Below are 24,517 nucleotides of genomic sequence, written 5' to 3'. Positions count from 1 at the left end.
CGGTCGGCCGGGTGCCGCCGGCGCGCGGGTCGCCGGCGGCACCACCACGGTCACTTCGCGAGACGGTCGACGTCCTGGACCATCTGCTGCCACGACTCGTCCGGGCTCTGCTTGCCCTGTTCGACACGGACCAGGGCGTCGCGGATGGTGGTCTGGATGTCACCGGCGCGCGGGCCCTGGTGCTGCGGCTTCAGCTCCTTGGCCGCGGTGGTGAACAGCTGCCCGACCGGGGCGTTGTTGAAGAAGTCGCTCGTGAACCCGGCGATCTCCGGCTTGTCGTACAGGGCGGGGATCGACGGCAGGTTGCCCATCTTGGTGAAGACGTGCGCCTGCTGGTCGGGCGCACTGAGCCAGGCGGCCAGCTTCTTGGCCTCCTCGACGTTCTTGCCCTGCTTGGGCACCGTCAGGTACGAGCCGCCCCAGTTGCCGCCGCCGCCGGGAACCGCCGCGACGTCCCACTTGCCGGCGGCGTGCTTCGCCTGGTCCTTGATCTTGGTCATCATCCAGGCCGGGCAGGCGATGGTGGCGAACTGGTCCTTGGCGAAGCCGTTGTTCCACTCCTGCGAGCTGCCGATCAGCTTGGCCGACAGGTTGCTCTGGATGGCCTGCACGCTCAGGTTCCAGGCGTTGCGGACCTCCGGGTTGGAGCCGACGACGATCGTGTCGCTCTCGTCGTAGTAGCCGACCGGGGCCTGGCCGATGATGGCGTTGAACAGCTGGCCGCCGCCGTCGAAGAACGCGCTGCCGGCCGGGGCCTTCGTCGCGTACGTCTTGCCGAACTCGATGTACTTGTCCCAGCCGCCGGCCCAGGCCTTCGACACCTGGTCGCGTTCGGACGGCACGCCGGCCTGCTCGAACAGGTCCTTGCGGTAGCAGATGGCCAGGCCGCCGACGTCGGTGCCGTACCCGATCTGCTTGCCGTCCTTGGTCAGCGACGCCTGCCACTTCCACGGCAGGTATTCCGACTGCCGGTCGGTGCCCAGGTCGGCGAAGAGGTTGCCGCGCTCGCGCATCTGGGCGATGAACCCGGTGTCGACGCCCTCGATGTCGCCGGCGCCGGAGTTGGTGGCCAGGTGGGTGGCCAGTTCCCGGTGGTGGTCGTTGTAGGCGGCGGTGTTCTCCTTGATCACGATGTTCGGGTGGTCCTTCTGATACTGCTCGTAGAGCTCCTTGTACCCGAAGTTGCCGAACAGGTTGACGGTCAAGGTGATCTTGCCGTCGCTGCCGGCGCCGCCGTCGTTGCCGCCGCAGGCGGTCAGCAGCAGTCCGGCGGCCACAGCGGCCGCGGTCATCCGAAACAGTCGGTGGCGCATGTCTATCCGGATCCTTTCGCGCGGCTCGATGTAACCGGTTACATTATGCTGATGAAACCGGTTACATCAACCGCGTAGCAGTGAGCGGTGGACGGTGCGGGGTTCACTCGATCTACGGCCGCGAATGGGCCGCCTTGGATGCAGAGTGTGGTCGCATCGACGGGGGTCATGTCAAGTAACGAAAACGTAACAGGCGTTGCGGCGTTGACCGGCCGGCAACGGCGGTGTTACGGTCATGAAACCGGTTACAAAAAGGGTGCGAATGGCGACAATCCGGGAACTTGCCCGCTACTGCGACGTCTCCGTCGCCACCGTGTCCCGCGTCTTCAACAGCCCCGAGATCGTCAGCCCGGAAACCCGGCAGCGCATCTTCGACGCCGCCGCCGCGATCGGCTACCTGCCCAACGAGTCCGCCCGGACCCTGGCCACCAAGAAATCCAACATGGTCGGCCTCATCTGGGACACCGACCACCGCCGCGCCGGCTGGCGCCACCCGTTCCTGCAGGAAATCCTCGTCACCCTCAAGACCGCCCTCAGCGCCCACGGCCTGCACCTGCTGATGCTGTCCCAGCGCGAGCCGTACCTGCAGGCCGCCCGCCGGCACAACCTCGACGGCGTCGTCATCATCGACAACGGCTCCCAGGACCCCGCCGTGCTGGCTCTGGCCGACGCGGAGATCCCGTGCGTCGCCCTCGACCTGCGCCGCACCGGGCCCACCTGCACCTACGTCACCTCCGACAACACCGCCGGCGCCGCACTCGCCGTGCGGCACCTGGCCGACCGCGGCCACCACCGGATCGCCACGATCACCGGCCCGCTGCGCACCGCGCCCGCCGCCGAACGGCTCACCGGCTTCCGCGCCGCACTCACCGAGGCCGGCCTGCCCCTGGCCGACGGCCACGTGGTGGAGAGCGACTTCTACCTCGACGGCGGTTACACCGCGATGCAGCGGCTGCTGGCCACCTCCCCGCGCCCGACAGCGGTGTTCGCCGCCGGCGACGAGATGGCCATCGGCGCCATGCGCGCCGCCCGGGAAGCCGGACTGCGCATCCCCGGCGACATCGCGATCGTCGGCTTCGACGACATCGAACTGGCCGCCCTGGTCCCACCCGGACTGACCACGGTCGCCCAGGACCGGGCCGGTTTCGGCACGGCAGCCGCCGAAGCCCTCGTCACCATGCTGCAGAACGCCGGCACACCACCCGCCCCCACCGTCCTGCCCACCGCCCTGATCGTGCGCGGCTCCACCTAAGGCATCGCCTCCAGATAGTCCGCACCGGCACGCAGGATCTCCGGGCGGTCCCGCGCGAAGCCGACCATCGGGTTGCAGTTGTTGCACAGCAGACCCCGGACTCGCCGGCTGCGGTGACAGTGGTCCACCACGAGCCGGGACCGCCTCCGCCGTGGGCCGCCCGGTCCGCGGCGCCTCGATGTCGTCCTCGTGCGTCCCGCAGATCGCGCACCGGTACTGCTGTACGGCGCGCAGCGCGTCGTACTCCGCCATGCTGATGCCGTACTTGGCACGCAGGTGGGCCGCGCGGACGCCGGCGGACCCGATCCGTTCGCGGGCGGCGCGCATATTGCGTCGGGCTGTGGCCAGACAGTCCTGACAGCGGCTCGTCAGCCGTCCACTCGGATGCTGGTACCGCTCCTCAGGCAGCTGTTTCCGGCATCCCTGACACTCTCGCCACGACGCTTCCGCTTCCCGCATGCCGCGACAGTAGCCCCGGGGTACGACTGTCCTGGCTACGTTCATCGGGCAAATGACCAAGGCTCCAAGCTGGGAGTTGACAGATACAGCGAGCTGGCTCTGGGCGGGTTGGCTTCGTCTATCTGTCATATGCAGAAATGCTGAATGTCGCTCTCACTCTATCCAGGGTGGGTGCCGGAACGTTGTCATGGCCGCTGAGGGGCGTAAACGCGTTGTCGTGGGGGTGGAGCTGCGTGATTTCATGATCGGGTGTCAGCGAAACCACCGTTCGAGCTGGACCCGCAGCACCCTCTGTTCTCTATCGCCGCCGTCAAGCATGTTCCGGGTACCGGTCAGGTCGAGATCACCCTTGCCGACGGTCGAACGGTGCAGGAGAACATCGGGCCGACTGCGGGGTATGACTCCATTGGTGAGTCCGTGTTCGTTCCTCGCTCGTCATCGCTGAGGATTGAGCTGGTCAGCGGGACGACCGTCACGATGGAGGTCGGAACGGTGCTGACCACGGTGGACCGGCCGGTGGTCTACCTCGACCAGAACCACTGGATTGACCTCGCCCGGTTCTGTATCGGGTCTGCTCAGATTTCCGAGGATCGCGCTCGGGTCTGCCGCCGGGTCACCGAGCTGGCGGAGGCGGGAAAGATCATCATGCCGGTGTCCGGTGCCCACCTGGTCGAGATCGCCAAGAAGGCTGACCGGCAGCGTCGGGAGGTCGCCGAGGTGATGGTGAAGTATTCCCGGGGGTGGCAGATGATCAGCCCGTTGCGGGCGCGCGCCCACGAGCTGCTGCACCTGTTCGGTGCCGCGCCTGCTGGTCTCGGCAGGTCCCAGGTCTTCACCCTCGATCCCCATGCCCTGTGGGCCGACGACAGGACCCGCCGCCGGTCCGCGGACCGGCGGGATGGTGCGTTGCCCCCGGAGATGCAGGGTTTGATCGACCGGATCACGTGGGCCGAGGCTCTGCTGGAGATCTTCGTCGAGCCGGAGCCGACGGTGTCGGACATCGGCGCGGAAATGGCGCAGCAGTGGGCAGCTTCTTTCCAGGAGCTCGCGATCCACGTGCGGAACACCCCACAGGCCCGTCGGTACTTGCGCGATGTCACCAGGGTTCGGGCGATGAGCGACTTCGACCAGGACGTTACGCGGGCGGCTCTCGCTGCCGGCTTGAGCGTGCAGGAGTTCGAGCAGTGGTTGGCTCTTCAGGCCGAGACCGATCTCTCTGCTCTTCCCATGCTCGGGCGATTCCGGGAACTGGTGCACGTGCGGGTGTCCAACGCCGACGACAAGTGGCACCGTAACGATCTCAACGACATCCTTTTCTTGTGCACGGCAGGTGCGTATGCCGACATCGTCGTCGGTGAGAAGAAGATGACCAGCTACCTGTTGAGGGTGCAGGGCGAGGTGCCGGGCGGTGCCCGGTTGTTCCGTCGGTTGGAGGATGCGCTGCCCGCCATCGAGGCGGCAGCGGCCTGAGCTGTCCCAGGCTGAAGTCTGCGAAGCGCGACCTTGCGGGTGTATGCCCGACCGGCCTATGAGACACGTACGGGGTACCCGGCCTGAAAAAGGCGGAGGCCGGGATCCCGGCCTACCGGTAGCGTCCTCGTGCGCCGGCATGAACGTGCCGCGCTACATGGGGAGCGGAGAGAACATACGATGACCGACGAGCCGCGGGACGAGGCCCGCAGCGATGAGGAGCAGCCGACCAGCGGGCCCACCCTGGGAGAGGCACCGGACGTGGCGTGGACGTCGGCCATCCCGCGCGAGGTGGCGGAACAGCTTTCCGAGACCATGCGGGCGTCCATGCCCAACTTCGGCCAGATGGTTCGGGACCAGCTCAAGAACCTCACACCGAGCTTTGGTCCCTCGGTTCAGTCTCAGCTGGCTCAAGTGGCCCAGGCAGCGAAGATCAGCGGGGAATTCCAGCGGTCCCTCACGAAGATCGCAGCCGCGATGCAGCCCAGCCTGACGAGCCGCATCCAGCTGATCGATTTCAGCGCGATCACGAAGCCCCTCTTCGCCGACATGTCGGCGCTCATGCCGAAGATCGTCATGCCGGACTTCAGCAAGGGTCTCGGTGATCTGCTCCAGCAGATCAAGGACAAGACACCGCCCAACTGGCCCGACCGAGCGGACTACGACCTGGTGTTCAAGGTCATCCAGGAGGAAGGCATCCCCCTGGTCTGGGTACCTCGCGCCGAGATCGTTGCCGAACTGCTGGACGCCGCGGACCGCGAAGGGCGCATCAAAGTGCTGACCAGCCGTTCCACTGAAGTCACGGAGGACTGCAGGGAGGCACTCGCCCAGATCACTATTCCGGACCTCGATCCTCAAATGCCCCTTGCGTTCAACGCTCTGGATGCGTACGCGGCTGGCCACTTCGAGTCCGCGCAGGCGCTGGCCGTCGTGGTGGTGGAAACCGCCGTCACCCGTCTGATCGGCGAGTACGGCGACGCGAAGAGGGCTGTGAAGATCGACAACCCGATGAAGCTGGCGCTGGTGGAACTGCGGTTCCGGGCGGCTCTGGCGCCCATCGGCTCGTTCTACGTCGGCTGGAAGCCCAGCTGGAACAAGCCAATGCCCGAAAACTTGAGCCGTCACGTCACCGTCCACCAGGCTGTGCCGGCGCACTACACCCACGGCAACGCCACCATCGCGATCATGCTGCTCGTTTCGGTGTTCCGAGGCCTCCAGGAGTTCCTCGACCTCACCAAGCCAGCGCCTGGACAGCCGTAGAAGCTGCGCCGGCCGTAGCAGGACCTGATCGCCGTCGCGGACGATGTCGTCGATGGTCAGCCGGGTCCTGCTCCGGCTCGGTGATCCGTGATCACAGGCGCCCGGGCCGACGGCCTTACTGATGCTCGAATACCTCGGCGACGAGTGGTGTGGTCCCGTCAGTCAGCCACGCAGAGTTTTCTCCAAGACTTCTGCAGTTGAACGGCGGGACCACCAATCTCCACGGCGGATCATTCGGTGCTACCGCTCGGCGCCCGGGAAGCACCGCACCGGCACGGGAGCAGGTGTGCGTCGTGGTTGTCCAGTTGATCGCAGTGTCGGTCGTAGCGCCGGGTGGGTTGGCCTGACCGACGAGCCTCTCGGCCTAGCGTGGGAACCGTCGCCTTCATGCGGATTTGTTGCTCGCGGGGATCTCTGGGTTCTCCGCGGCGTGGTCGAGTAGTTGCTCGTCGAGGATATCGCGGGTGATGCGTTCCTTCTCGCTGAGGATCGCGTCGATGGCTGCGCCGCGGATGAGGGTCGACAGGCTGCCGATGCGTCCGTTGGTGCGGGTGAACAGGTATTCGCTGTGGCGTGCCAGGGCGCCGGGCAGGTGTCGCCGGAGGCAGAGTGCTGCCTCGAAGGACGCGACCATGGTGTCCCACTCCTGGCGCTGCCCCGCAGTGCCGTAGGCGAAGGCTCGGGTGGGTATCAGGGCGAATCTGCTGGCCAGTTGCTGTCCGCGGGGTCCGGTGAACAGGGTGTCGCGGACGTTGATGCCGGCGTAGACGAAGGTGGCGGGGATGCGTTCGGAGAAGTATTTGAGCTGGTCGGAGACCTCGCCGCCGTGGGTGGTGTTGATGTTGAAGTTGTGAATCTCGTCGACGATGACGAGGTCGCAGCGGGCGTCGATGAGGGTCCGGCACACCGCTTCGGTGATGTCGGGCATGTTCGCGCGGGGCCGGACGGGCAGGGCGAGGAAGTGGGCGAACTCGACGGCGACCATCCGGGCGGTGGCGGGGGCGGGCACGGTGATGTAGACGACGGGGATCCGGTCGTGGCCGGGGTGGCGCAGGTCGATGCTCAGGTGGTGGGTGCGGCCGAGTTCGGTGACCGAGGTGCTCTTGCCGGTGCCGCCGAGGCCTTCGAGAATCAGGCCGCGGCGTGCTGAGGTGGCGTGCCGGTTGAGGATCAGCAGCCGGCGTACAGCGGTCATGACGGTGCGGATCGTCGGGGTTTCGAGCACGAACGGTTTGCCGAGGTAGTCGAGGCGTGCGGTGTCGTAGCGCTCGTTGGCGGCGGGGGTGTTGCGAGCGGGTGGCCGGGGTTTCAGGAGTTGGTGGTGGGCCCAGTGGAACCAGCCTTCCCAGGTGGTCGGGATCGACCTTTCGGCGGCCAGGTCCGGTTGTGTCATGGCAGCCAACGTCGAGCGTGGTCGGCGGCGTCGAACGTGGCGAACGGCGCGTCGGGCTGGGCATCGGGGCTGGTGTCGTCGTGCTGATCGTCAGCAGCTTCGTCCGGAGTCAGGTCGTCGAGGTGGGGGCGGTGTGCGGCGGCCCCTGCCCGGGTGCGGCCGATGATGCGCCGCTCGGCGGGGGTGAGGGCCGCGCCGGGTGGTTGCGCCTGGTCGGGTGGTCCGGTGCCGGCGCGGCGCAGTAGGTCGTTGAGGACCCGGGCGATGCGGGTTTCCAGGGGTTCGGTGCTGTCCGTGGCCATGGCTTTGCGGCGGGCGTGGCGCCAGGTGAAGTCAGCCAGCGGGGCGTTGACCATGGCGCGGTGGGTCCAGTCGAGGGCGAACCAGCCGGTGCCGTGGTGGTTGCGGACCCAGATCCGGGTGATGTCGTATTCGTCGTAGGCGACCTGCCACTTGTTCTTGCGGGCGGTGACCCCGGACTGCTGGCGCCGTGGCAGGCCGCGGGTGTTGTAGATCCGGCCGTTCCAGCGCACGCCGTAGTCGTTGATGGTGGCCCAGAAGGTGGGGAGCAGTTCGAGGTAGTCGTCGCCGCGCAGCATGACCGGCACGTATCCGGCGGCAGCCACCAGGATCGCGTACATCTCGTTGGGTGACAGCCGGCGGCCGGTGTCCGGGCTGGCCAGCTCGTCGTGCGGGCGTGACTGCCAGCCGGCGATAACCCATTCGTCGAACAGGTCCTGCAGTTGGGCGAGGCTCCAGAGTGGCTTGTCGGCGATCCGGGCGCCGCGGCGGGTGGTGTCGCGGCCGACGTAGCCGATCACGTACTGGCAGAACAGGGTGTTGATCGATCCGAAGGTGCGTTCGACGACGCCTTTGTAGGTGGGCGTTGCGGGCGGGGCGGGCTGCAGGGAGATGCCGAGCCTTTGGCAGGCATGCATGAACGTGGCCGACACGTACACCTTGCCCTGGTCGTAGACGATCGTCTCGGGGTAGATCGCCGGTTTCGCGGCGGCCAGCCGCATCCGGTCGTCGATGGTGACCAGCCGCTCGTACGGCAGACACGAGTGCGCCATCCGCAGCGCGTCGTCCCAGCCCGGGCGCATCGGATCGGGCACCAGCATCCGGGGCAGCAGCAGGGCCGCGTCGACGGCCTTGGTCCCCTGGGGCCGCAGCACGCCCGCGCACAGCGTCCGGGTCGCCACGTCGATCGCGGCGGTCAGCTCGCCGCGCTCGGCGACACCGTCACCGAGGTGGGTGAGCACGTCGATTCTGGTGGTGTCGATCTGCACGACCTGCCCGGGGCGGGCGAAGGTCAACGTGGTGAAGCCCCCGGCGGGGCGGTTGTTCATGTTCCGGCGGGTGACCGCGGTGTCGAAGATGTAGGTGCCGGCGGTCATCGTGCGCAGCAGCTTGTTGAAGGTGCTTTTCGCGGGGACCGTGGGCGGGTCGTCGGGGTAACGGTCGGTGATGATCTGCTGCACCCGCCACCGGAAGCGGTCTCTGGTGCCGGTGGAATCGGGTATCTCGGCCTGCAAAGCCTGCCGGATCACCTCGACGACGCGGGGGTCGGTGCGGCCGGTCCTGGAGGTCGGCCGTCGTGCCCGGCCGTCGGTCAGGGCGCGCGGGTCGCCGGTGGTGCGCAGCCGTCGGCGCATCCGGGCGATGGTGCGAGGGCTGGCCTGCCAGCCCAGCGCGGTCAGCTCTCGGGCTTTGGCCTGGCAACGTTGGGTCAGGGTGGTGGTGGCTGGGTCGTATTCGGGACGGGGCCGGTCGTCGGGTCCGGCACCCAGCGGCAGGCCGGTCTCCACTTCGGCGATGTGTTGTTCCCACTGGCGGGCGAGGTCGGCGGTGGTGGGGTCCAGGTCGTCGAGCCGGGAGTGGATCACGGCCGGGGCGGGCGCGGCGTCGAGCAGGGCGAAGCCGTCGGAGCTGAGCAGGTGGGTCAGCAGCACCGCGATCGTGGTGTCGTCGGCTGCGGCCAGGCGCAGGTGGGTGCCGGTGAGTGCGACGACCCGGTACTCGCGGTCGGCGTAACGGACCTGGTCGCCGAGGTGCAGCACCTGCCTCACCGGGGCACGCTCACGATCGACACGCTGTCGAGGCGGACCGTGAGGTCGGCGTGCAGCCGCCGGTTCCAGAGCAGGTGATACAGCACCGGCAGCACAGCGAGCGGGTCACCGACGGTGGCGGCTGTCGACAACAGCGGGCTGGGCTCGCCGAACGCGGCGAGCAAGCTGCCCGCGACGCTGTCGTGGTGGTGGCGGGGATGGCGGTATCCGGCCAGCCACCGCAGGTTCTCGATCCAGACGGGATCGTGGCCGGTGATCAGCAGGTAGTCCCAGCCGGCGTGTGCGCAGCCGTCGCGCAGCGCGGTGACCGCTTGCGGGTGGGCGGGCCGCCGGGAGTGGCAGTCGACGACGATGCCGGTGCCGTCGGCGCGGCGGGCGAAGTAGGCGGGGCGATGGGTGTCCGGCCGCGGGCCGGTCTTGATCAGCTCGAAGGGGCGGCTGGCGAACGCCTGCACCGTGTCGTCGTGGTCGAGCATCATGGCCGTGTCGCGTTCGAGCCAGTTCCGGTAGCCGACGTGATCGCTGAGCCGCGCCGACCAGTAGTGGCCCGCAGAGCTGCGTTGCCCGCGGTAGGAGCGCAGCGGCGTGACCGGTTCGGCATGCTCGAACCGCTGGGTCATCGCGGCCGCCAGCGGCGTGTGGGTGTCACCGCCGGCCGGATCGCGGTAGTGCACGACCCAGGTGTGGATGCTGGCAGGCCGGTGTTGCGGTGCCTGGTCAGACGTGGAGCTCGTGGCTGCCATGTCAGCCCCGTCTCCTGCGGTGGTGAGGAGGCCGTCTGCTGCGGGCCGGACCGTGGTCACGGTGCGGCCGGCGTTCGTGCGGCGGCGCGGGCCGCGAGCTGTTCACACCAGCGATGCAGCGGCTCGACCGCTATCCCGTCGGCGGCGTCGTAGCCGGTGCGGCGGCGGGCCTCGGCGTAGAAGTGTCGTGTCACGGCGCTGTCCGACAGCCCGCGCATCGGTTGGGCGCCGAGAATGCCGGTCCAGTGGTGGGACACGAACAGGCTGGCAAGGCCGACGGCTTCCGGGTAGTACATCAGCGCGACGATCGGATCCTGATCGTGCGGCGTGCCGGTCGCGACGCCGGTGAGAAGGTGGCGGCGGTGCAGCGCGCCGTCGCTCCAGCAGCCGTGCTGCGCCCACCAGGCCGTGACCCCCACGGCCTGGTGGTAGGCGGGCTGTACCGCGGGCCGGCCGTGCCGGCGAACAAGGTTGGTGTGGTGGCGCTGAGCGGCCAGCAACTGTGGGACGTCGCGCAGATCCCACTGGCCACCGGCGTCCCGCCCGCCGATCCAGAGTCGGTGACGCAGGCAGACCTGAACATCGCTGAGCGCCCACACCGACACCTGCCCGGTGGCGCCGCGCATGGCGGCACATCGGCGGCATGCCCGCTCTGACCAGCATGGATCGGCCAGAGCGGGCATGCTGCGGTGTCGGCGGGTGCGGCCAGCGGCCGTCCGGCGGAAGCTCGACGCCGTGCGGGATCGCGCGTAGCTCCGGCAGCGCCATCAGCAGGGTGCGGGGCGCCCTGCCGGTGAGGGCGCCGAGAGCCTCGACGTCGAGCACACCCGAGCTGCGGGCGGCTGCTCGCAGCTCGGCCACGGACAGGTGGTTCCCGGCGGCCAGACGGGATTCGTAGGACCGCAGCGTCTCGTCAGGAAAGGGTGCCACGGCGCGGGGCAGACGCCGGACCGCCGGGAGTACCGGAGCCGGTAGCCGGGCAGCCAGCCCCGCACGGCCGCCGATACTCCGCGATGGGCGCGATCGCGGCGCGCCGACGGCGGGTATCTGCGCGGGTGTCGACCGCATGATCGGCAAGGGCGGTCGTGCCTGGGCCACGCGGGCGGGTCGGTTCTGCTCGGCTGGCCTTACTCCGAACAGCATCGCGGGGTCGTTCTCGAGAGGGTCGATCACCCAGCGGCGCAGATATCGGGCGCGCACGCCATCGCCGGTCTCCTCCGGCAGTGGTTCCCGGTGCGGCGGGCCGGGCGGCTGACGGCGGGCGTGGCGCAACAGTGACGGCGACACGTGGGCCGGGTCGTCGAGGCCCGCCGCGGCAGCAAGACGACGGATCATCGCCGCCGGTGCGCCGGTGCCGAGCCGCCTGCTGGTGACGCCGTGGCCGGTGACCAACAGCGGCCCGGTCAACTCCTGCACACCGCCGGCGTCGGCGTGCACCCGGGCCACCAGGTAGACGTGGATCGCTGTGGCCGCCTCGTCGGGAAGCCGGTGCCGGCAGCGGCCGCGGCTACCGGCACCGGGAAGCCAGAGCACGGCCCGCCGGCCGTCGTCGTCGAAGTCGGCGACGTCCAGCCCGACGAGAGGGCCCGGGCCGAAATCCGCCCCGATGAGAACACGCAGGACCACGGACCGGCACAACGCCGACAGGTGTTCACGGACCCCTTCGGCGGCGGCGATGTCGGCGTCGGCCTGGGCCCGAAGCCGGTCCAGCTCCGTGGCCAACAGCTGCCGCCGTTCCCGGCCGTACCACGCCCGGCCGGGCCGACCGAGCTGATCGAGTGGGCTGGCCGGTATGCGCCCGATATCGACGAGGTGGCGATACCAGCTCGCGAGGGCAGCCACCCGCCGCGCGACGGTGGCCGGCCCGAAGGTCGCTACCTGCATGTTGGTGAATGCTTCAATGTCACCCGGGCCGGCTGTCAGCGGGTCGTGGCCCTGCGTGAGGCACCAGGTCGTGAACACTTCCAGGTCGGTGCGGTACGCGTCGCGGGTATTGGCGGCCCGGCCGGTCAGCCAGCCGGTCACGAGTTCCGCGGCCTTCGCCGGGGTGAGTGACTCCTGATGGGCCTGCGCGTTCGCGGCGGGTCCCGCATCGACGGTGCCGATGCTTGCCAAGGGCCGCGACGCTGGACGGGCCATGCATCAACGCTATCGATGGCGCTGGCGGAAGTCCCGATGAGCCACCCGAACGGGTGATTCATATGCGGACCGCCCACGTTCAGCGATAGGAGTCGAAGTTGAAGTCGTCCAAGGGAACTGGGGTGGTGCAGTCAGCGGTTGGCGAGAGCCTGCTGCGGGGCTGCAGCGGATTCGGCATTGCCCGGTCCGCGCTGGGTGCGAGAGGTGCGGGCGATGAGGGCGACGACCAGCACGAGGGCGAGGATCAGCATGGCGGTGCTGCCGGTGAGGGCGGCGCCGACGCGGTCGGCCAGGGCGGTTCGTTCGCTGCTGCCGACAGGGACGGCTGCGACGGCGACGGTGGTGAGGATGCCGAGTCCGAGCGCGCTGCCGATCTGGTGGAAGGTGTTGATCAGGCCGGAGGCGGCTCCCGCGTCGTTGCCGTCGACGCCGTTGAGGCCGGCGGAGGTCATGGGCGCGAAGGCCAGGCCTTGGCCGGTCCCGATGACGACCATCGGCAGGGCGACGGCGAGCAGGTAGCTGCTGTCGAGGCCGGCACGGCTGAGCCAGGCCATTCCGGCCAGCGTGAGGGTGACGCCGGTGATCAGGGTCGGGGTGGCACCGAAGCGGGTCACGAGGCGGGTGACGATCAGGGCGACGACGAAGTTGACCGCTGACATGGGCAGGAACGCGATGCCGGCCTGCAGTGCGGTGAAGCCCAGGACGCCTTGTAGGTATTGGGTGGTGAAGAAGAACCCGATCATCGCGCCCATGTACAGCATGCGGACCAGGTAGGAGCCGGTGCGCTGCCGGTCGGCGAACAGGCGCAGCAGCATGATCGGCTGCTCGGCGCGGGCTTCGTTAACGACGAGGGCGGCCAGCAGCACCACGCCCAGGACGAAGGCGCCGATGGTGGTCGGGGCGGCCCAGCCGGCTTCGGCGGCGTCGACGATCCCGAACACCAGAGCGGTCATGCCCAGGGTGGCGCAGAGCGCCCTGATGAGGTCGAAGGGGCCGCGGCGGCGTTCGGTCTCACCGATGACCCGTACCGCGAGGACGATCATGGCGGCGGCGATCGGCACGTTGAGGAAGAAACCGGCCCGCCAGGACACCAGGTCGGCCAAGACGCCGCCGACGACGAGGCCGGCGCTGGCGCCGATGCCGGCGACGGCGCTGTAGGCGGCGACGGCCTTGGCGCGCTGAGGGCCTTCGGAGAAGCTGGCGGTCAGCAGCGACAGCGACGATGGTGCGAGGATGGCGGCGCCGATGCCCTGCAGGGCGCGGGCGGCGATCATCCACCAGGCGGCCGGGGCGACGCCGACCAGGAACGAGGCGAGGCCGAACAGGATCAGGCCAATCTCCGGACCTATTTAATGATCTTGTCGGCAAACGATCGTTTGCCGGCAGACGGGTACCGCTCTCTGCTGTCGCTCGCTAGCACACACCGCCGGTTCGCGCTGGCGTCTTCGCCGAACTGGGGGCGGTGCTGCCTAGGACAAATCCTTCCCATTGTTGGCAAGTACGCCAGGAGGGAGTCTCGTGTTGTGGCAGTCAGCCGCCCTGCAAGCGGGAAAAGTTCTCGGTGAGTGCAGGGGTCAGCATGGGAGAAAACATGAAGCGCAAGGTCAGTTTCCAGCGTGACGGTCTCACCCTGGTGGGCAACCTGTTCACTCCTGAGAACTTCGACGAGAACGGCCGCTACGAGGCGGTGCTCGTTCAGGGGTCGTTCACCTCGGTCAAGGAGCAGATGGCCGGCGCCTACGCCGAGAGGTTCGCTGCGCAGGGCTTCGTCGCGCTGTCGTTCGACTACGCCCACTACGGCGAGTCCGAGGGCACGCCCCGGCAGTTCGAGGACCCGGCGGAGAAGCTGGCCGACCTGCAGGCCGCGGTGACCTATCTGCTCGACCTGCCGTATGTGAGCGCGGTGGGCGCGGTGGGCGTGTGTACCTCTGCCAGCAACGTCACCTACCTGGCCGCGCACGATGACCGGGTGAAGGCCATCGCGACGATCGCCGGGTTCGTCATCACCGAGGACGTCTTCACCACCTTCTACGGTGCCGACGGCATCGCCCAGCGCCGGGAGCAGGCCGCCGCGGCGAAGAAGGTCTACGCCGAGACGGGCGAGACGACGGTCATCCCGTCGTACAGCGAGACCGAGCCGAACTCGGTGAACTACTTCCCGACGCCCGGAGCCTTCGACTACTACACCAACCCCGCCCGTGGTGGTGTGCCCGAGTACACCAACGGCACCGACGTGCAGTCGTGGGACGGGTTCCTCTCGCTGGACCCGCTGAGCCAGGCCCCCAAGGTCACGACCCCGACGATGGTCGTGCACTCCGACGAGAGCACCTTCCCGCAGAACGCGAAGGCCCTCTACGAAGCCGTGCAGGGCGAGAAGGAGCTCGTGTGGTCCGACGGGAACCACTACGACTACTACGACTCGCCGAAGCAGATGGACAACGCGGTCGCGAACGTGTCCCGGTTCTTCCGCGCCCACCTGGCCGCCTGACCGCCCGTGAGCCGCGGCGCCGACGGCCGACGTCTGCGCCGCGGCGGCCCACCCTCAGTGAAAGCAGCGAGATGTGACCGCGAAGAACCCGCACCTGGAAGAGCTGGGACAGTTCCTGAAGGCACGCCGCAGCGAACTGAGCCCTACCGACATTGGGCTGCCCCCGAGCGATCCGGGAACCCGGCGGGTCTCCGGGCTGCGCCGCGAGGAGGTCGCTGCGGCCGTGGCGATCAGCCACGACTACTACACCCGCATCGAGCAGGGCCGACTCGCACCGTCCGAGCCGGTCCTCGAAGCCATCGCCCACGCCCTGCGCCTCAGCCCGGACCAGCGCACCTACGTCGAGGGTCTCGCCCAGCAGGCCGACCGACGCACATCGCCGCCGCGCCGCTCGAGCCCGGTGCGGCCGCAGATCCAGCGGCTGCTCGACCAGCTGACGGACACACCCGCGTTCGTGGTCGGCAAGTACCTGGACATCCTGGCCTGGAACCCGCTCGCCGCAGCGCTGATGATCGATGTCGACAAGATGGCCCCGCACGAGCGCAACTACGTGCGGATGATGTTCACCGACCCGCGGATGAAGGACTTCTACCCCGACTGGGAGAGCATGGCCCGCACCGGCGTGGCCCTGCTGCGGATGCAGGCCGTCGACAACCCCACCGACCCGCGGCTGGCCGCCCTGGTCGGTGAGCTGTCGGTCGCGCACCCGCAGTTTCGCCGCTGGTGGGCGGCCCGCAACGTCGCCCGGCAGGAGTTCGGGTCCAAGACCATCCGCCACCCCGAGCTCGGCGACCTGGTCCTGGACTGGGACGGCTTCAGCTGGGCCGGCGACCCCACCCAGCAGCTGATCGTCTGGTCCGCCGAGCCCGGCTCACCCACGCACGAGAAGTTCCGGATCCTCGCCTCCTGGATCGCGGACCCCGCCACCGCCACCCGGCCCGCGGCCGCCGAAAGGACCGACCCGTGACCTGGCCTGCCAGGGACCTGAGACGCTTCGGCTGGTCTTACCTGATCAGGGTCAACCCGCAGCGCGGCGACGGAACGCCGAGCCGTGACGTGCCGGTCGGGTTCGTCGTCGTCGACGGCGACATCTACGTGCGGTCGATGACCGCCTCCGGGCTCTGGTACCGGCGTGCCCTGGCCAACCGCGTCGGCACCATCACCGCCGGACGACTCGTGCGCACGGTCCGCCAGGTCACCTTCCATGACGGCGCCGACGCGCCCCACGAGCAGGTCGACGCCGCCTACGCCAAGAAATACCGCCTCGCCGGCCGCCGCATGATCGAGTCGATCACCAACGACGCGATGCACCCGCTCACCATCCGCATCACCCCCGCTGATCAGCGATGAGTAGAAGATCAACCAACACGGTGTGGGCGGTGGCCGGCTCGGTGCTGGTGGCCGGTGCGATCACTGTCGGCGTCGTGACCCGTGATCCCCGAGGCTCTCAAGAGCCCGCCGTACCGGCAGTCACCGGTCCCGCCCGCGACGCCGCGGGCACAACGGTGCAGATCAGTGCCGGCACCAAGAAGCTCCTCGCCACGCTGAACGATTCGCCGACCGCGCAGGACTTCCTGTCGATGCTGCCGACGACCATCGACATGACCGACTACTCCAGCTCGGCCAAGATCGGCTACCCCGACCGCAAACTCACCGCAGGACCACCCTCCGGGACCGGCCCCTCAGCAGGCGACTTCACCTACTACGCCCCCTACGGCGACATCGCGATCTTCTACGAGAACTTCCCCGGTGAAGACAACCTCATCGTCCTGGGCGAGATCACCGCCGGCCTGGACCTGCTCGATGACCTGGAAGGAGAGGTTTCCTTCACGGCCGCACCGGAAGCCAGCTCTTCCGCTCCGCTCATGACGACGCCGGCGTAGAAAGACCACCAGGATGACGACACCATCAGACAACCACGATGACGCCCTTGCATCAGATAGAGCTGCCGGGGCCTCTGCCGGCGAACCGCCCTCCGTGGCATTACGACAATGGCGCCGGTCCCGTCGGGCGGTGGCCGTCCTGGCCGTGCTGGTGGTGCTTGCGGTGGCCGGCGGTCTGGTCTACGTGCGCACCACCCCGTTCGGCGCGTCACCGTCCGGCGACCGGCTGGCCCGCAACGAGCAGTCACCGCAGTGGCGCGACGGCGAGTTCACCGAACCCCACCCGCTGTGGGTCTCCCTGTGGGATGCGGTCACCGAGTCGACCTTCAACGCCAGCGACACCAGCAGCCCGAACCCGCCACTGACCATCACCGCGACCGACACCGCGGTGTTCGATGTCGCACCGCGGCAGGGCCTACGCCTCACCTGGTTCGGGCACTCCTCGACGCTGGTGGAGATCGACGGTCTGCGCGTGCTGATCGACCCCTTCTGGGGCAAGCAGTCCGGGCCGTCCGACCTGTTCGGCACCAAGCCGTTCTACCCGGCCCCGGCCGCGCTGTCCGAGCTCGGCCGCATCGATGCCGTGCTCATCTCCCACGACCACTGGGACCACCTAGACCAGCCGACGATCAGCGCCATGGCCGGCTGGACCACCACCACGTTCGTCGTCCCACTCGGAATTGGGGCGCACCTGCAACGCTGGGGCATCCCCGCCGAGCGGATCCGCGAGCTCGACTGGTGGCAGAACACCACCATCGGCTCCGTGGAACTGGTGGCCACCCCGGCCCGGCACAACTCCGGCCGCGACCCGCTGCGCAGCAACCAGACCCTTTGGTCCGGATGGGCGATCCGCGGCCCGCAGCACCGGGCCTGGTACTCCGGCGACTCCGGCTACTTCCCCGACCTCGCCCAGATCGGCCAGCGCCTCGGACCGTTCGACGTGACCCTGATCGAGTCCGGGCAGTACGACACCACCTGGCCCGACAACCACCTCGGACCCGAACTAGCCGTCCACGCCAACACCCTCGTCGGCGGGAAACTGATGATCCCGGTGCACTGGGCCCTGTTCAACCTCGCCCCGCACACCTGGACCGAACCTGTCGAACGCGTCCGCGCCGAAGCACAATGCCGCAACCAGAGCTACCTGGTGCTCACCCCCGGCGTCCCGACCGAACCGACCGAGCAGGCCGTCGCCGCCCAGCAGCAGTGGTGGCCGAAACTACCGTGGCGCACCGCCGCCCAAGCACCCGTCAACCCCACCACCGGCGGCGACCCCGACCAGCGCACCGACATCACCCCCTGCGTGACCAACGGCCGATAGGACGACCCCGGAGAGGCGCGCAAGCAGCGGAACCCGAGGCCCCACCTGCCGCCCGGTAGGCATCACGAGCAACCAGTAGCGCCTCTACCAGCACAAGGAGGCTCGTGCCTAGGAACGATCCTTCCCATTGTTGGCCGATACGCGAGCAGGGACCCTCGAAATGTGGCCCTCAGCCGCACCCCACGAGCAAGGAGTAAGCGCCGTGAAGGTAGTGATCTTCGGTGGTAGTGGTGTCATCGGCGACGGCTTCATCCAGGAGAGCCTGGCCGCCGCCGACGTCACCGAGGTCGTCAGCGTCGGCCGGTCGCCGCTCGACGTGACGCACCCGAAACTGCGTCACGTCGTGCACAGCGACTTCAGTGACTTCACGCCGATCAGCGCCGACCTCGCCGGCGCCGACGCCTGCTTCTGGGCCCTCGGCGTCTCCGTCGTCGGGATCAGCCCGCAGGACTACGAACGCATCACCTACGACTACACGATGGCCGCCGCCCGCGCCCTCGCCGCCGTCAACCCGGCCCTGTCCTTCGTGTACGTCTCCGGCGCCGGCACCGACAGCACCGAACAAGGCCGCAGCCGCTGGGCCCGCGTCAAAGGCCGCACCGAGAACGCCGTCATCGCCACATTCACCAACGGCTACGCACTGCGCCCCGGCTTCGTCCGCCCGGTGCACGGCAAACAACAGACCAGCACCGCGCTCTACCGGCTCTTGACCCCGACCATCCCCGTGATCGCCGGCCTGCTGCGGCTGCTGCGCCTCGCGCCAGCGATGATGACCAGCACCGCGGAGATGGGCCAGGCCGCCCTGCACCTCGCCCGGCACGGCTACACCGCCCGCGTGCTGGAGAACCGCGACATCGTCGCCGCCGCAACAACCCAGCGGCCGTAAGGACAGGTCATCCGCAGGACCGTACAGGCCCGGTGCGGTCGCGACCCGATCTGAGACCAGATCGCGTGCATCATCGCCAGGTGCCCGTGATCTCGCGGCAGCGGCTTACGCCGGTCGGTCCAGGCAGCACGCATCCGGTCCATGCCGATCGTCGTGCCCAGCATGCCGCCGATCTGCTCGTCGCCGATCGCCGGATCCAGCACGACCGTCAGGATGTCGTCCAGCAGCGACTGCTGGTTTTCCCCGCCCTTCGCCCGCTCTGCGAGGGCCTCGTTGACCTTCTGCTTCGCCGCGGACTCGCGGCCGGTGACCGCCTGGTCGAACAGCAGCAACGTCTCGTCGAGCACGTCGACGGCCGACTGCGCCACCAGCGTGAGCAGGATCGGGTACCGCCGTTGCGGCTCGCGCCGCTGCAGCGCCTGCGCGGTCAGCCGCCGGCCGACCCCGGCCAAGAACCGGCGCCGCTCCGCGGGCAGCATCGACAGGTCCAGGGTGTGCGCGTCCAGCCGGCGCAGATAAGCCAGCTTCTCCAGCTCCGCCTTCACCGCAGCCGGGCTCGACGACGTCGGCCCCGCGCCGAGCCACGCCAGCGGCGTCCGCCCGAGATAGGCATCCGAGACCAACAGCAGATCCAAATCCTGCCGGCGCCGCTGCGTCAGAAGGTGTTGCACCCGAGCCCAGGTCTCGGTGCGGGCCCGCGCCCTCGCCGCGGCCACATGCTCCAGCAGGTGCACCACCCCGGGCCGGACCACCCTAGACGACAGCAGAAACTCACAAGCCAGCCGGAACAGCAGCTTCGGCCCGTCATGCTCCATCGCCCGGGCGAACAGGAACTCGTCCAACTGGGTTCCACTCGGCCCCGTCCAGCGTCCGCCAGCCGCAGAACGCGACAACCTCCCGCAGATGATCGGTGCGGGTCTGCTCCCGCTCGCCGTAACCGCGCAACTCACCCATCGGCACGCCGAGCCGCTGCGACAGCCGCCCCACCGCGGCCGCCGGCGCCGACGTCACGTCGTCCGGCACGAACCCCAACCAGGGCAGCGTGCACAACTGCACCGCCGCGCCGAGCATGTTGCGGCCGCTCCGAAACTTGCGCAGGAACGCCTCGTCCGCGCCGGCGAGCGTGAAGTGGAGGATCAGCTCCCGGCGCCCGATCTCGGGGAAGCCTCGCAACCGGACCAGCTCTTCCTCGGAAGAGACGTCCCGAGTCGCCACGCACCCACCGCCCCGCATCGACGACCACGAACGGACGCGACCCTACGGCGGGAAAACCACAGCGCTCAATGCCCCGGAAGCGTGGTTCTGCACGCTTCCGATCCGCAGGTCCCTCGCGTTGTCTTTTCACTGGAAGCTACCGGCGGCCCTATATCGCATCAGAAGCCCGTCGTGCCGGCCTTCGGCAGGTTGCTTGCCTATCGACGATCTGGTTCAGAGTCCGACCCCGGCGAGGGGGTTGGCCTGCCACCGGTCGACGTCGTCGATGTAGCCGAGCAGGGTCGCGGAGCCGTCCTTCCAGCCACCGGCGCGGGCGATGCGCAGCGGGTCGGCGCCGGTGCGGTAGGTCTCGGTGGCGAACCCGCGCCGCAGTGAATGCCCGGACCAGGCGGCCTTCGGATCGAGGCCTGCGGCGGTGGCGGTACGGGCCACGATCAGCGCGACGGCCTGCCCGGTGAGCCGGCCGTCGGCGCTGCCCCGACCGGTCGGGGCGCGGCCGAGTCCACCATGCCGGTCGATGCGCACGAACATCGGACCCGACATCCGGCCGTGGTCGGCGAGCGCCGCCAGCCACGCCTGGGCGGTGCGGACCGGGCAGGTCACCGAGTGCGCGCCGTACGGCAGGGCGGCGGTGCGCCCGTGGGAATCCCGGTCAGTCTTGGAGGTGCGGATCTCGACCTGCACGCCTTCGGCGGTGAAGGTCAGGTCGGCGATGTCGAGGCCGGCCAGCTCGCTGCGCCGGGCGCCGAGGGCGAACCCGAGTACCAGCAGCGCGGTGTCGCGAATCCCGACCAGGGAGTTGCGGTTGAGGACGTCGGTCATGGCGCGCAGCGCGGCAATGGTGACCGGGGCGGCCTTGCGGACCCGCACGCCGGTGCCGGCGGTGGCCCGGTCGCGGCGGTAGCTGCGCAGCACTCGCCGCGGCCCGTCGGTCCGCAACATTCCGGCGCCGCTGGCCCGGTGGGCGGCGGCGACCGCGGCGAGGGCCCGCTCGATGGTCGCCGGGGAGCGGCTGGCGTCGGCTAGGGAGCTGACGTATTCGGTGACGATCATGTGCAGGTCGCCGTGCCGCTCGAGCAGGAGCCGAAGCGCGTCCGCGAGCCGATCGTCGTCAGCGGTGCCCGTCCCGGCGGGAAGCAACTGCTTTTCGGCGCACCAGGTGACGAAGCGCCGGAGGTCGCCGGTATAGGCACGGCGGGTGTTCTCGGGCATCGCCCGGCGCAGCCGGTCCCGGGTACGCGCCGACAACTCCACCGCCGTGGCGGGCGAGGCCTCCGCAAGCGCCGAAATGTGCGGGGCGTTCGCGTCTTCATCGTCCGGGTTCTCTATCACGGTAAGCAACGTTATCGGGAATCAGCGGGACGACCGCCCCACCACACCCGCTGCGGGGCCGACTTGCCAGATACGCGGAGCCTCGCCACGTTCACCGAGCCGCTCGCCAGTTCGACGGAGCCTTCGCCACATAGGCGGAGCCAGGACAACAACGACAATCCTTCAATCTCTACCCCGACAGTAGGATTGCACCATAGCGGACATTATGATGCAACCGCAGTTATGCCCATTTTGTCCGCTTCACTGGATTATCGGATTATCGTTAATGCCAATCCAATAATCAGGGCGGCGAGCCGGCCGCACAGAGTCCCGGGAATTCTCGATAGTGGGCTCGCACGCCGACGAACCGGAAGGAGGTCAGAACACCATGTCCGTTGCTCTGGGCCCCTCCCGCGTCCCGGCGTCCTCGCGGGTCTGACCGATCTGGTCATCCGCCCGCTCGCCGCGGGTGAGGAAAGCCTGTCCGAGGTCCCGGAAGTCGACTACCGCCACGGTGTCGCCGGTGCGGACCCGGATCACCTTCGCGCCCGCGGGATGCCCCCTCAACGGCGGATTCGAGGGTCGCACCTTGCCGAGGGACGGCAGCGGCCGGCGCTGTCGAGTGCACGGTGCGGCGAAAGCGACAAACGGCGGGGCTGCGCGCACCCAACGCCATCGATTACGGTCGATCCCGCGGTTCATCGGGCCGCAACGGGGTTCTTGTCCACTTCTCTCTGATCCCGCCCGGATACGGATCCGGCGGTGACGATGTTCCTGCCCCATGCTCCAGCCGCCCGGACATACCTGTCCGGACGGCACCGGTGGGCATATCCCGACCCCTGCCGAGGGCCCGCGCCAGCGGGCCGCAGACATGGCGCGCGCCGGACGCGCGCCATCCGGAAAGGGCACATCGACGATGGCACGAATTCGAGGAAGACACCGATCACCCGGCGCCGTGCTGACCGCCGCGGCGGCGACCCTGCTGGCGGTGACCTTCGCTCCCCCGCCGGCGGCCGCGGCGCCGCCGGCCGCGCCGGTCACCTGCACTCTCTCTCCGTCCGGCACGGCCCGGACCAGCGGCGGCTGGAGCAGTTGCGTCCAGGTGACCGCCACGCTCGACCGGGCGCCCCGGGTCGGCGAGACGGCCCGGCTCACGGTCGCGGTGCTCGGCGAACGGGACAGCGCCGACGTGCCCGTTCAGGTGGACCTGCCCACGGGATGGCGCTGGGCGCAGTCGCTGGCGGGCCTCTCGGTCGCCGCGGCCGGCACGGCCCGGGAACCGGTGTCGCGGGCGAGCGGCAGCCTCGATCTGGCTGCCGGCAAGACCCGTACCCTGACCGGCACGGTGGTGGCGGACCGGGCCGGGTTCGCCGACATCCGGGCTCGCGCCGGGCTGTCCGGGCAGGACCGGGGCGCTGACACGGTGCACGTCACGGTCGGCGCTGCCGCCTCGTCGTTCGGCTACCACAACCCGGCGGCGGAGGCGACGGTGCCCGTTCCCGCCGGCACCGTGATCGCGCCGCCGAAGGGCTCGCTGCCGTTCCGGCCGCTGGCCAAGAGCAAGCTCGCCGCGCCGCACAGCGACGACACCAGGTCACGGGCGGCTGCCGCGCTCTCCTGCGCGACCGGCCGGTGGACGTATCTGGACGGTGCCGCCCAGCGCCCGTCGCGCAATCTGCAGGTCCAGGCGTGGGACGCCGACAATGTCGGCGACGACCTGCTCGGGACGACGCTGACCGACGGGGACGGCCGGTACCGGATCTGCTTCGACAACGACGACGGCGCGTTCGGGGGCGGCCAGGACGTCTACATCCGTTTCGTCGCCGAGAACGGGCAGTGGAACGTCGAACGTGACGAGGACGAGCCGTGGGTGTTCCGCAGCACCACCGTCAACAACCTGGGCAACGGCAGGACGTCGGACTTCGGCACGCTGCAGCCGGGCGATGCCAACCTGAACCGGGGACTGCACGCGTTCGACGAGGCCAACGAGGCGAGCACCTGGACGCCGGGTGACTGCTGGGACGCCCGGGACACCGAATGCCGGTTGCTGCACATCCGGTGGGCGCCGGACTCGCAGACGGGCACGTTCTACTGCTACAACGACGATCTGCGGGGCTGCGACGACGCCGACAACACGGTACGGCTGCTGGCCGACGACCCGAACGACCCGGTCGTCGTGGTGCACGAGATCGGCCACGGGGTGATGGACGACGTCTACGAGGAGCAGTTCCCCGTCCCCACCAACTGCAATCCGCACGGCGTCTTCCAGGCGACGTCGCAGACCTGCGCCTGGGTGGAGGGTTTCGCCGACTGGTACGGGGTCACGGTCAACAACGCCGACGTGATCGTGGGCGCGAACCTGGAGACCCAGCGCTGGGGTGACGGCGCGCCCACCGGGGACAGTGTGGAGGGCCGGGTGGCCGGGGCGATGCGTGACATCGCTGATGCCGGCAACGCGGCGCCGGGCAACGACGAGACGTGGGACCGTTACACCGAGGGCGCGCCCGGCAAGTTGTGGGAGACGTTCCTCGATCACCGTTCGACCACGTTCCGTCAGTTCTGGGACCAGCGGGTCGCCGACGGTTTCGACGCGGCGCCGCAGCGGGCGCTGGGCTGCCTGTTCCAGAACACCATCGACTACCTGTTCCGGGATCCGCTGGCCGACGGGACCGCCGTGAACCGGCCGCAGGCGTTCACCGCGCACAACTACCGGGTGGACACCGACCGGGTGTTCTGGTCGGTGGTCGCGGTGCGCCCGGCGGGCGCCGAGTACGATCTGGCGCTCTACGACGACAGCGCGCAGACCCAGCACCTGGTGACCAGCGCGGCCCCGGGTGATGCCGTCGATTTCGTCGCCGTCGACTCCAATGCCGGGCACCGGCCGCTCGGCGACTACTATCCGCGGGTCACGCTGGCCGGCGGGACCGGTGGCTATGCGATCCAGTACGCCCAGGGCACGCTCATCGGCGCCAGCGACTCGATCACCATGCCGGCCGGCGACGTGGTGGCGGTTCGTGACGCCCAGCTGACCGCGGGTACGCCGGTCACGGTCAGTGTGACGCCGTCGAACGCGACCCAGGACCCGGAGTTGTTCGTCCTGGCGTCCACGGGCGCCTCGGACACCTGGATCCAGCAGCGGGCGGGCGCGGCGGCGTCGGCCACCGGCGCCGGTGCGGGCGCGGCCGAGCAGGTCACGTTCACGCCGGCGGTCTCCGGGTTCCACGCGATCGTGGTGGTCAACCGGGCGGGCGCGGGCACGTACACGGTGCAGGTGGGTTGAGGTCCTCGCCCCTGACGGAGGTCCGGCCGGGCCGC

The 24,517-nt window shown here is 69.3% G+C and carries 19 protein-coding genes and 2 pseudogenes; 10 read left to right on the top strand and 11 right to left on the bottom strand.

Annotated elements, in window-relative coordinates:
* Positions 1-50: 50 nt before the first annotated feature.
* Positions 51-1,292 carry an ABC transporter substrate-binding protein gene (locus tag ACZ3II_RS39775; protein WP_465525325.1) on the bottom strand — a complete coding sequence of 414 codons (1,242 nt, stop codon included), beginning with the start codon at positions 1,290-1,292 and terminating at the stop codon, positions 51-53.
* Positions 1,293-1,575: 283 nt separating this feature from the next.
* Between ACZ3II_RS39775 and ACZ3II_RS39770 the strand changes: the two genes are divergently transcribed.
* Positions 1,576-2,565: a LacI family DNA-binding transcriptional regulator gene (locus ACZ3II_RS39770; protein WP_465525323.1), complete on the top strand. Its 990-nt coding sequence runs from the start codon at positions 1,576-1,578 to the stop codon at positions 2,563-2,565.
* On the opposite strand, the gene ACZ3II_RS39765 is transcribed toward ACZ3II_RS39770, so the two are convergent.
* Positions 2,562-2,837, bottom strand: a complete 276-nt coding sequence (locus ACZ3II_RS39765) for an endonuclease domain-containing protein (RefSeq protein WP_465525321.1) — start codon at positions 2,835-2,837, stop codon at positions 2,562-2,564. The genes ACZ3II_RS39770 and ACZ3II_RS39765 overlap by 4 nt on opposite strands.
* A gap of 436 nt (positions 2,838-3,273) precedes the next feature.
* Between ACZ3II_RS39765 and ACZ3II_RS39760 the strand changes: the two genes are divergently transcribed.
* Together ACZ3II_RS39760 and ACZ3II_RS39755 are read left to right on the top strand one after the other, a co-directional pair.
* Positions 3,274-4,494, top strand: coding sequence for a hypothetical protein (locus ACZ3II_RS39760; protein WP_465525319.1), 1,221 nt, complete (start codon positions 3,274-3,276; stop codon positions 4,492-4,494).
* A gap of 180 nt (positions 4,495-4,674) precedes the next feature.
* Entirely contained in the window at positions 4,675-5,754 is a 1,080-nt protein-coding gene (locus ACZ3II_RS39755) for a hypothetical protein (RefSeq protein ID WP_465525317.1), read from the top strand.
* Positions 5,755-6,139: 385 nt separating this feature from the next.
* On the opposite strand, the gene ACZ3II_RS39750 is transcribed toward ACZ3II_RS39755, so the two are convergent.
* The 6 genes and pseudogenes from ACZ3II_RS39750 to ACZ3II_RS39725 all read right to left on the bottom strand — a co-directional run bounded on the left by ACZ3II_RS39750 (position 6,140) and on the right by ACZ3II_RS39725 (position 13,423).
* Positions 6,140-7,147 (bottom strand): TniB family NTP-binding protein, encoded by a 1,008-nt coding sequence (locus ACZ3II_RS39750; protein WP_465525315.1) that lies wholly within the window; start codon positions 7,145-7,147, stop codon positions 6,140-6,142.
* Positions 7,144-9,216: a Mu transposase C-terminal domain-containing protein gene (locus tag ACZ3II_RS39745; protein ID WP_465525313.1), complete on the bottom strand. Its 2,073-nt coding sequence runs from the start codon at positions 9,214-9,216 to the stop codon at positions 7,144-7,146. Before ACZ3II_RS39745 ends, ACZ3II_RS39750 begins: the two co-directional genes overlap by 4 nt.
* Positions 9,213-9,959, bottom strand: a complete 747-nt coding sequence (locus ACZ3II_RS39740) for a TnsA-like heteromeric transposase endonuclease subunit (protein ID WP_465525311.1) — start codon at positions 9,957-9,959, stop codon at positions 9,213-9,215. Before ACZ3II_RS39740 ends, ACZ3II_RS39745 begins: the two co-directional genes overlap by 4 nt.
* Positions 9,960-10,015: 56 nt before the next feature.
* Positions 10,016-10,585: a hypothetical protein gene (locus ACZ3II_RS39735; RefSeq protein ID WP_465525388.1), complete on the bottom strand. Its 570-nt coding sequence runs from the start codon at positions 10,583-10,585 to the stop codon at positions 10,016-10,018.
* A 1,240-nt stretch (positions 10,586-11,825) separates the two neighbouring features.
* Positions 11,826-12,098, bottom strand: a pseudogene (locus ACZ3II_RS39730) (hypothetical protein); the annotation flags it as partial.
* A 131-nt stretch (positions 12,099-12,229) separates the two neighbouring features.
* Positions 12,230-13,423, bottom strand: a complete 1,194-nt coding sequence (locus tag ACZ3II_RS39725; protein ID WP_465525384.1) for an MFS transporter — start codon at positions 13,421-13,423, stop codon at positions 12,230-12,232.
* 266 nt (positions 13,424-13,689) lie between these two features.
* On the opposite strand from ACZ3II_RS39725, the gene ACZ3II_RS39720 reads away from it, so the two are divergent.
* From ACZ3II_RS39720 to ACZ3II_RS39695, 6 genes are all read left to right on the top strand, one after another.
* Complete coding sequence (locus ACZ3II_RS39720; RefSeq protein ID WP_465525309.1) at positions 13,690-14,586, top strand: alpha/beta hydrolase; 897 nt, start codon at positions 13,690-13,692, stop codon at positions 14,584-14,586.
* 73 nt (positions 14,587-14,659) lie between these two features.
* Positions 14,660-15,553, top strand: coding sequence for a helix-turn-helix domain-containing protein (locus ACZ3II_RS39715; RefSeq protein WP_465525307.1), 894 nt, complete (start codon positions 14,660-14,662; stop codon positions 15,551-15,553).
* A complete protein-coding gene (locus ACZ3II_RS39710) occupies positions 15,550-15,936 on the top strand; it encodes a DUF2255 family protein (protein ID WP_465525305.1) in 387 nt (128 codons plus the stop codon). The genes ACZ3II_RS39715 and ACZ3II_RS39710 overlap by 4 nt, the downstream gene beginning before the upstream one ends.
* Before the next feature lie 29 nt (positions 15,937-15,965).
* The gene (locus ACZ3II_RS39705; RefSeq protein WP_465525303.1) at positions 15,966-16,469 is read left to right on the top strand and encodes a cyclophilin-like fold protein; all 504 of its coding nucleotides are present in this window, start codon (positions 15,966-15,968) and stop codon (positions 16,467-16,469) included.
* A gap of 130 nt (positions 16,470-16,599) precedes the next feature.
* Positions 16,600-17,790, top strand: coding sequence for an MBL fold metallo-hydrolase (locus ACZ3II_RS39700; RefSeq protein ID WP_465525301.1), 1,191 nt, complete (start codon positions 16,600-16,602; stop codon positions 17,788-17,790).
* Between the two features lie 202 nt (positions 17,791-17,992).
* A complete protein-coding gene (locus tag ACZ3II_RS39695) occupies positions 17,993-18,676 on the top strand; it encodes a Rossmann-fold NAD(P)-binding domain-containing protein (RefSeq protein WP_465525299.1) in 684 nt (227 codons plus the stop codon).
* Positions 18,677-18,723: 47 nt separating this feature from the next.
* On the opposite strand, the pseudogene ACZ3II_RS39690 reads toward ACZ3II_RS39695, so the two are convergent.
* The 3 genes and pseudogenes from ACZ3II_RS39690 to ACZ3II_RS39680 form a co-directional block, all read right to left on the bottom strand.
* A pseudogene (locus ACZ3II_RS39690) lies at positions 18,724-19,891 on the bottom strand (DUF4158 domain-containing protein); the annotation flags it as partial.
* A 213-nt stretch (positions 19,892-20,104) separates the two neighbouring features.
* Positions 20,105-21,223 (bottom strand): site-specific integrase, encoded by a 1,119-nt coding sequence (locus ACZ3II_RS39685; protein WP_465525297.1) that lies wholly within the window; start codon positions 21,221-21,223, stop codon positions 20,105-20,107.
* 357 nt (positions 21,224-21,580) lie between these two features.
* Positions 21,581-21,769, bottom strand: coding sequence for a hypothetical protein (locus ACZ3II_RS39680; protein ID WP_465525295.1), 189 nt, complete (start codon positions 21,767-21,769; stop codon positions 21,581-21,583).
* Positions 21,770-22,157: 388 nt separating this feature from the next.
* On the opposite strand from ACZ3II_RS39680, the gene ACZ3II_RS39675 reads away from it, so the two are divergent.
* Complete coding sequence (locus ACZ3II_RS39675) at positions 22,158-24,482, top strand: hypothetical protein (RefSeq protein WP_465525293.1); 2,325 nt, start codon at positions 22,158-22,160, stop codon at positions 24,480-24,482.
* Positions 24,483-24,517 lie beyond the last annotated feature (35 nt).

Source organism: Actinoplanes sp. NPDC019969, from assembly GCF_055562375.1.
The sequence above is the reverse complement of the archived record's forward strand: the minus strand, read 5'-3'. Positions and strand labels throughout refer to the sequence as shown.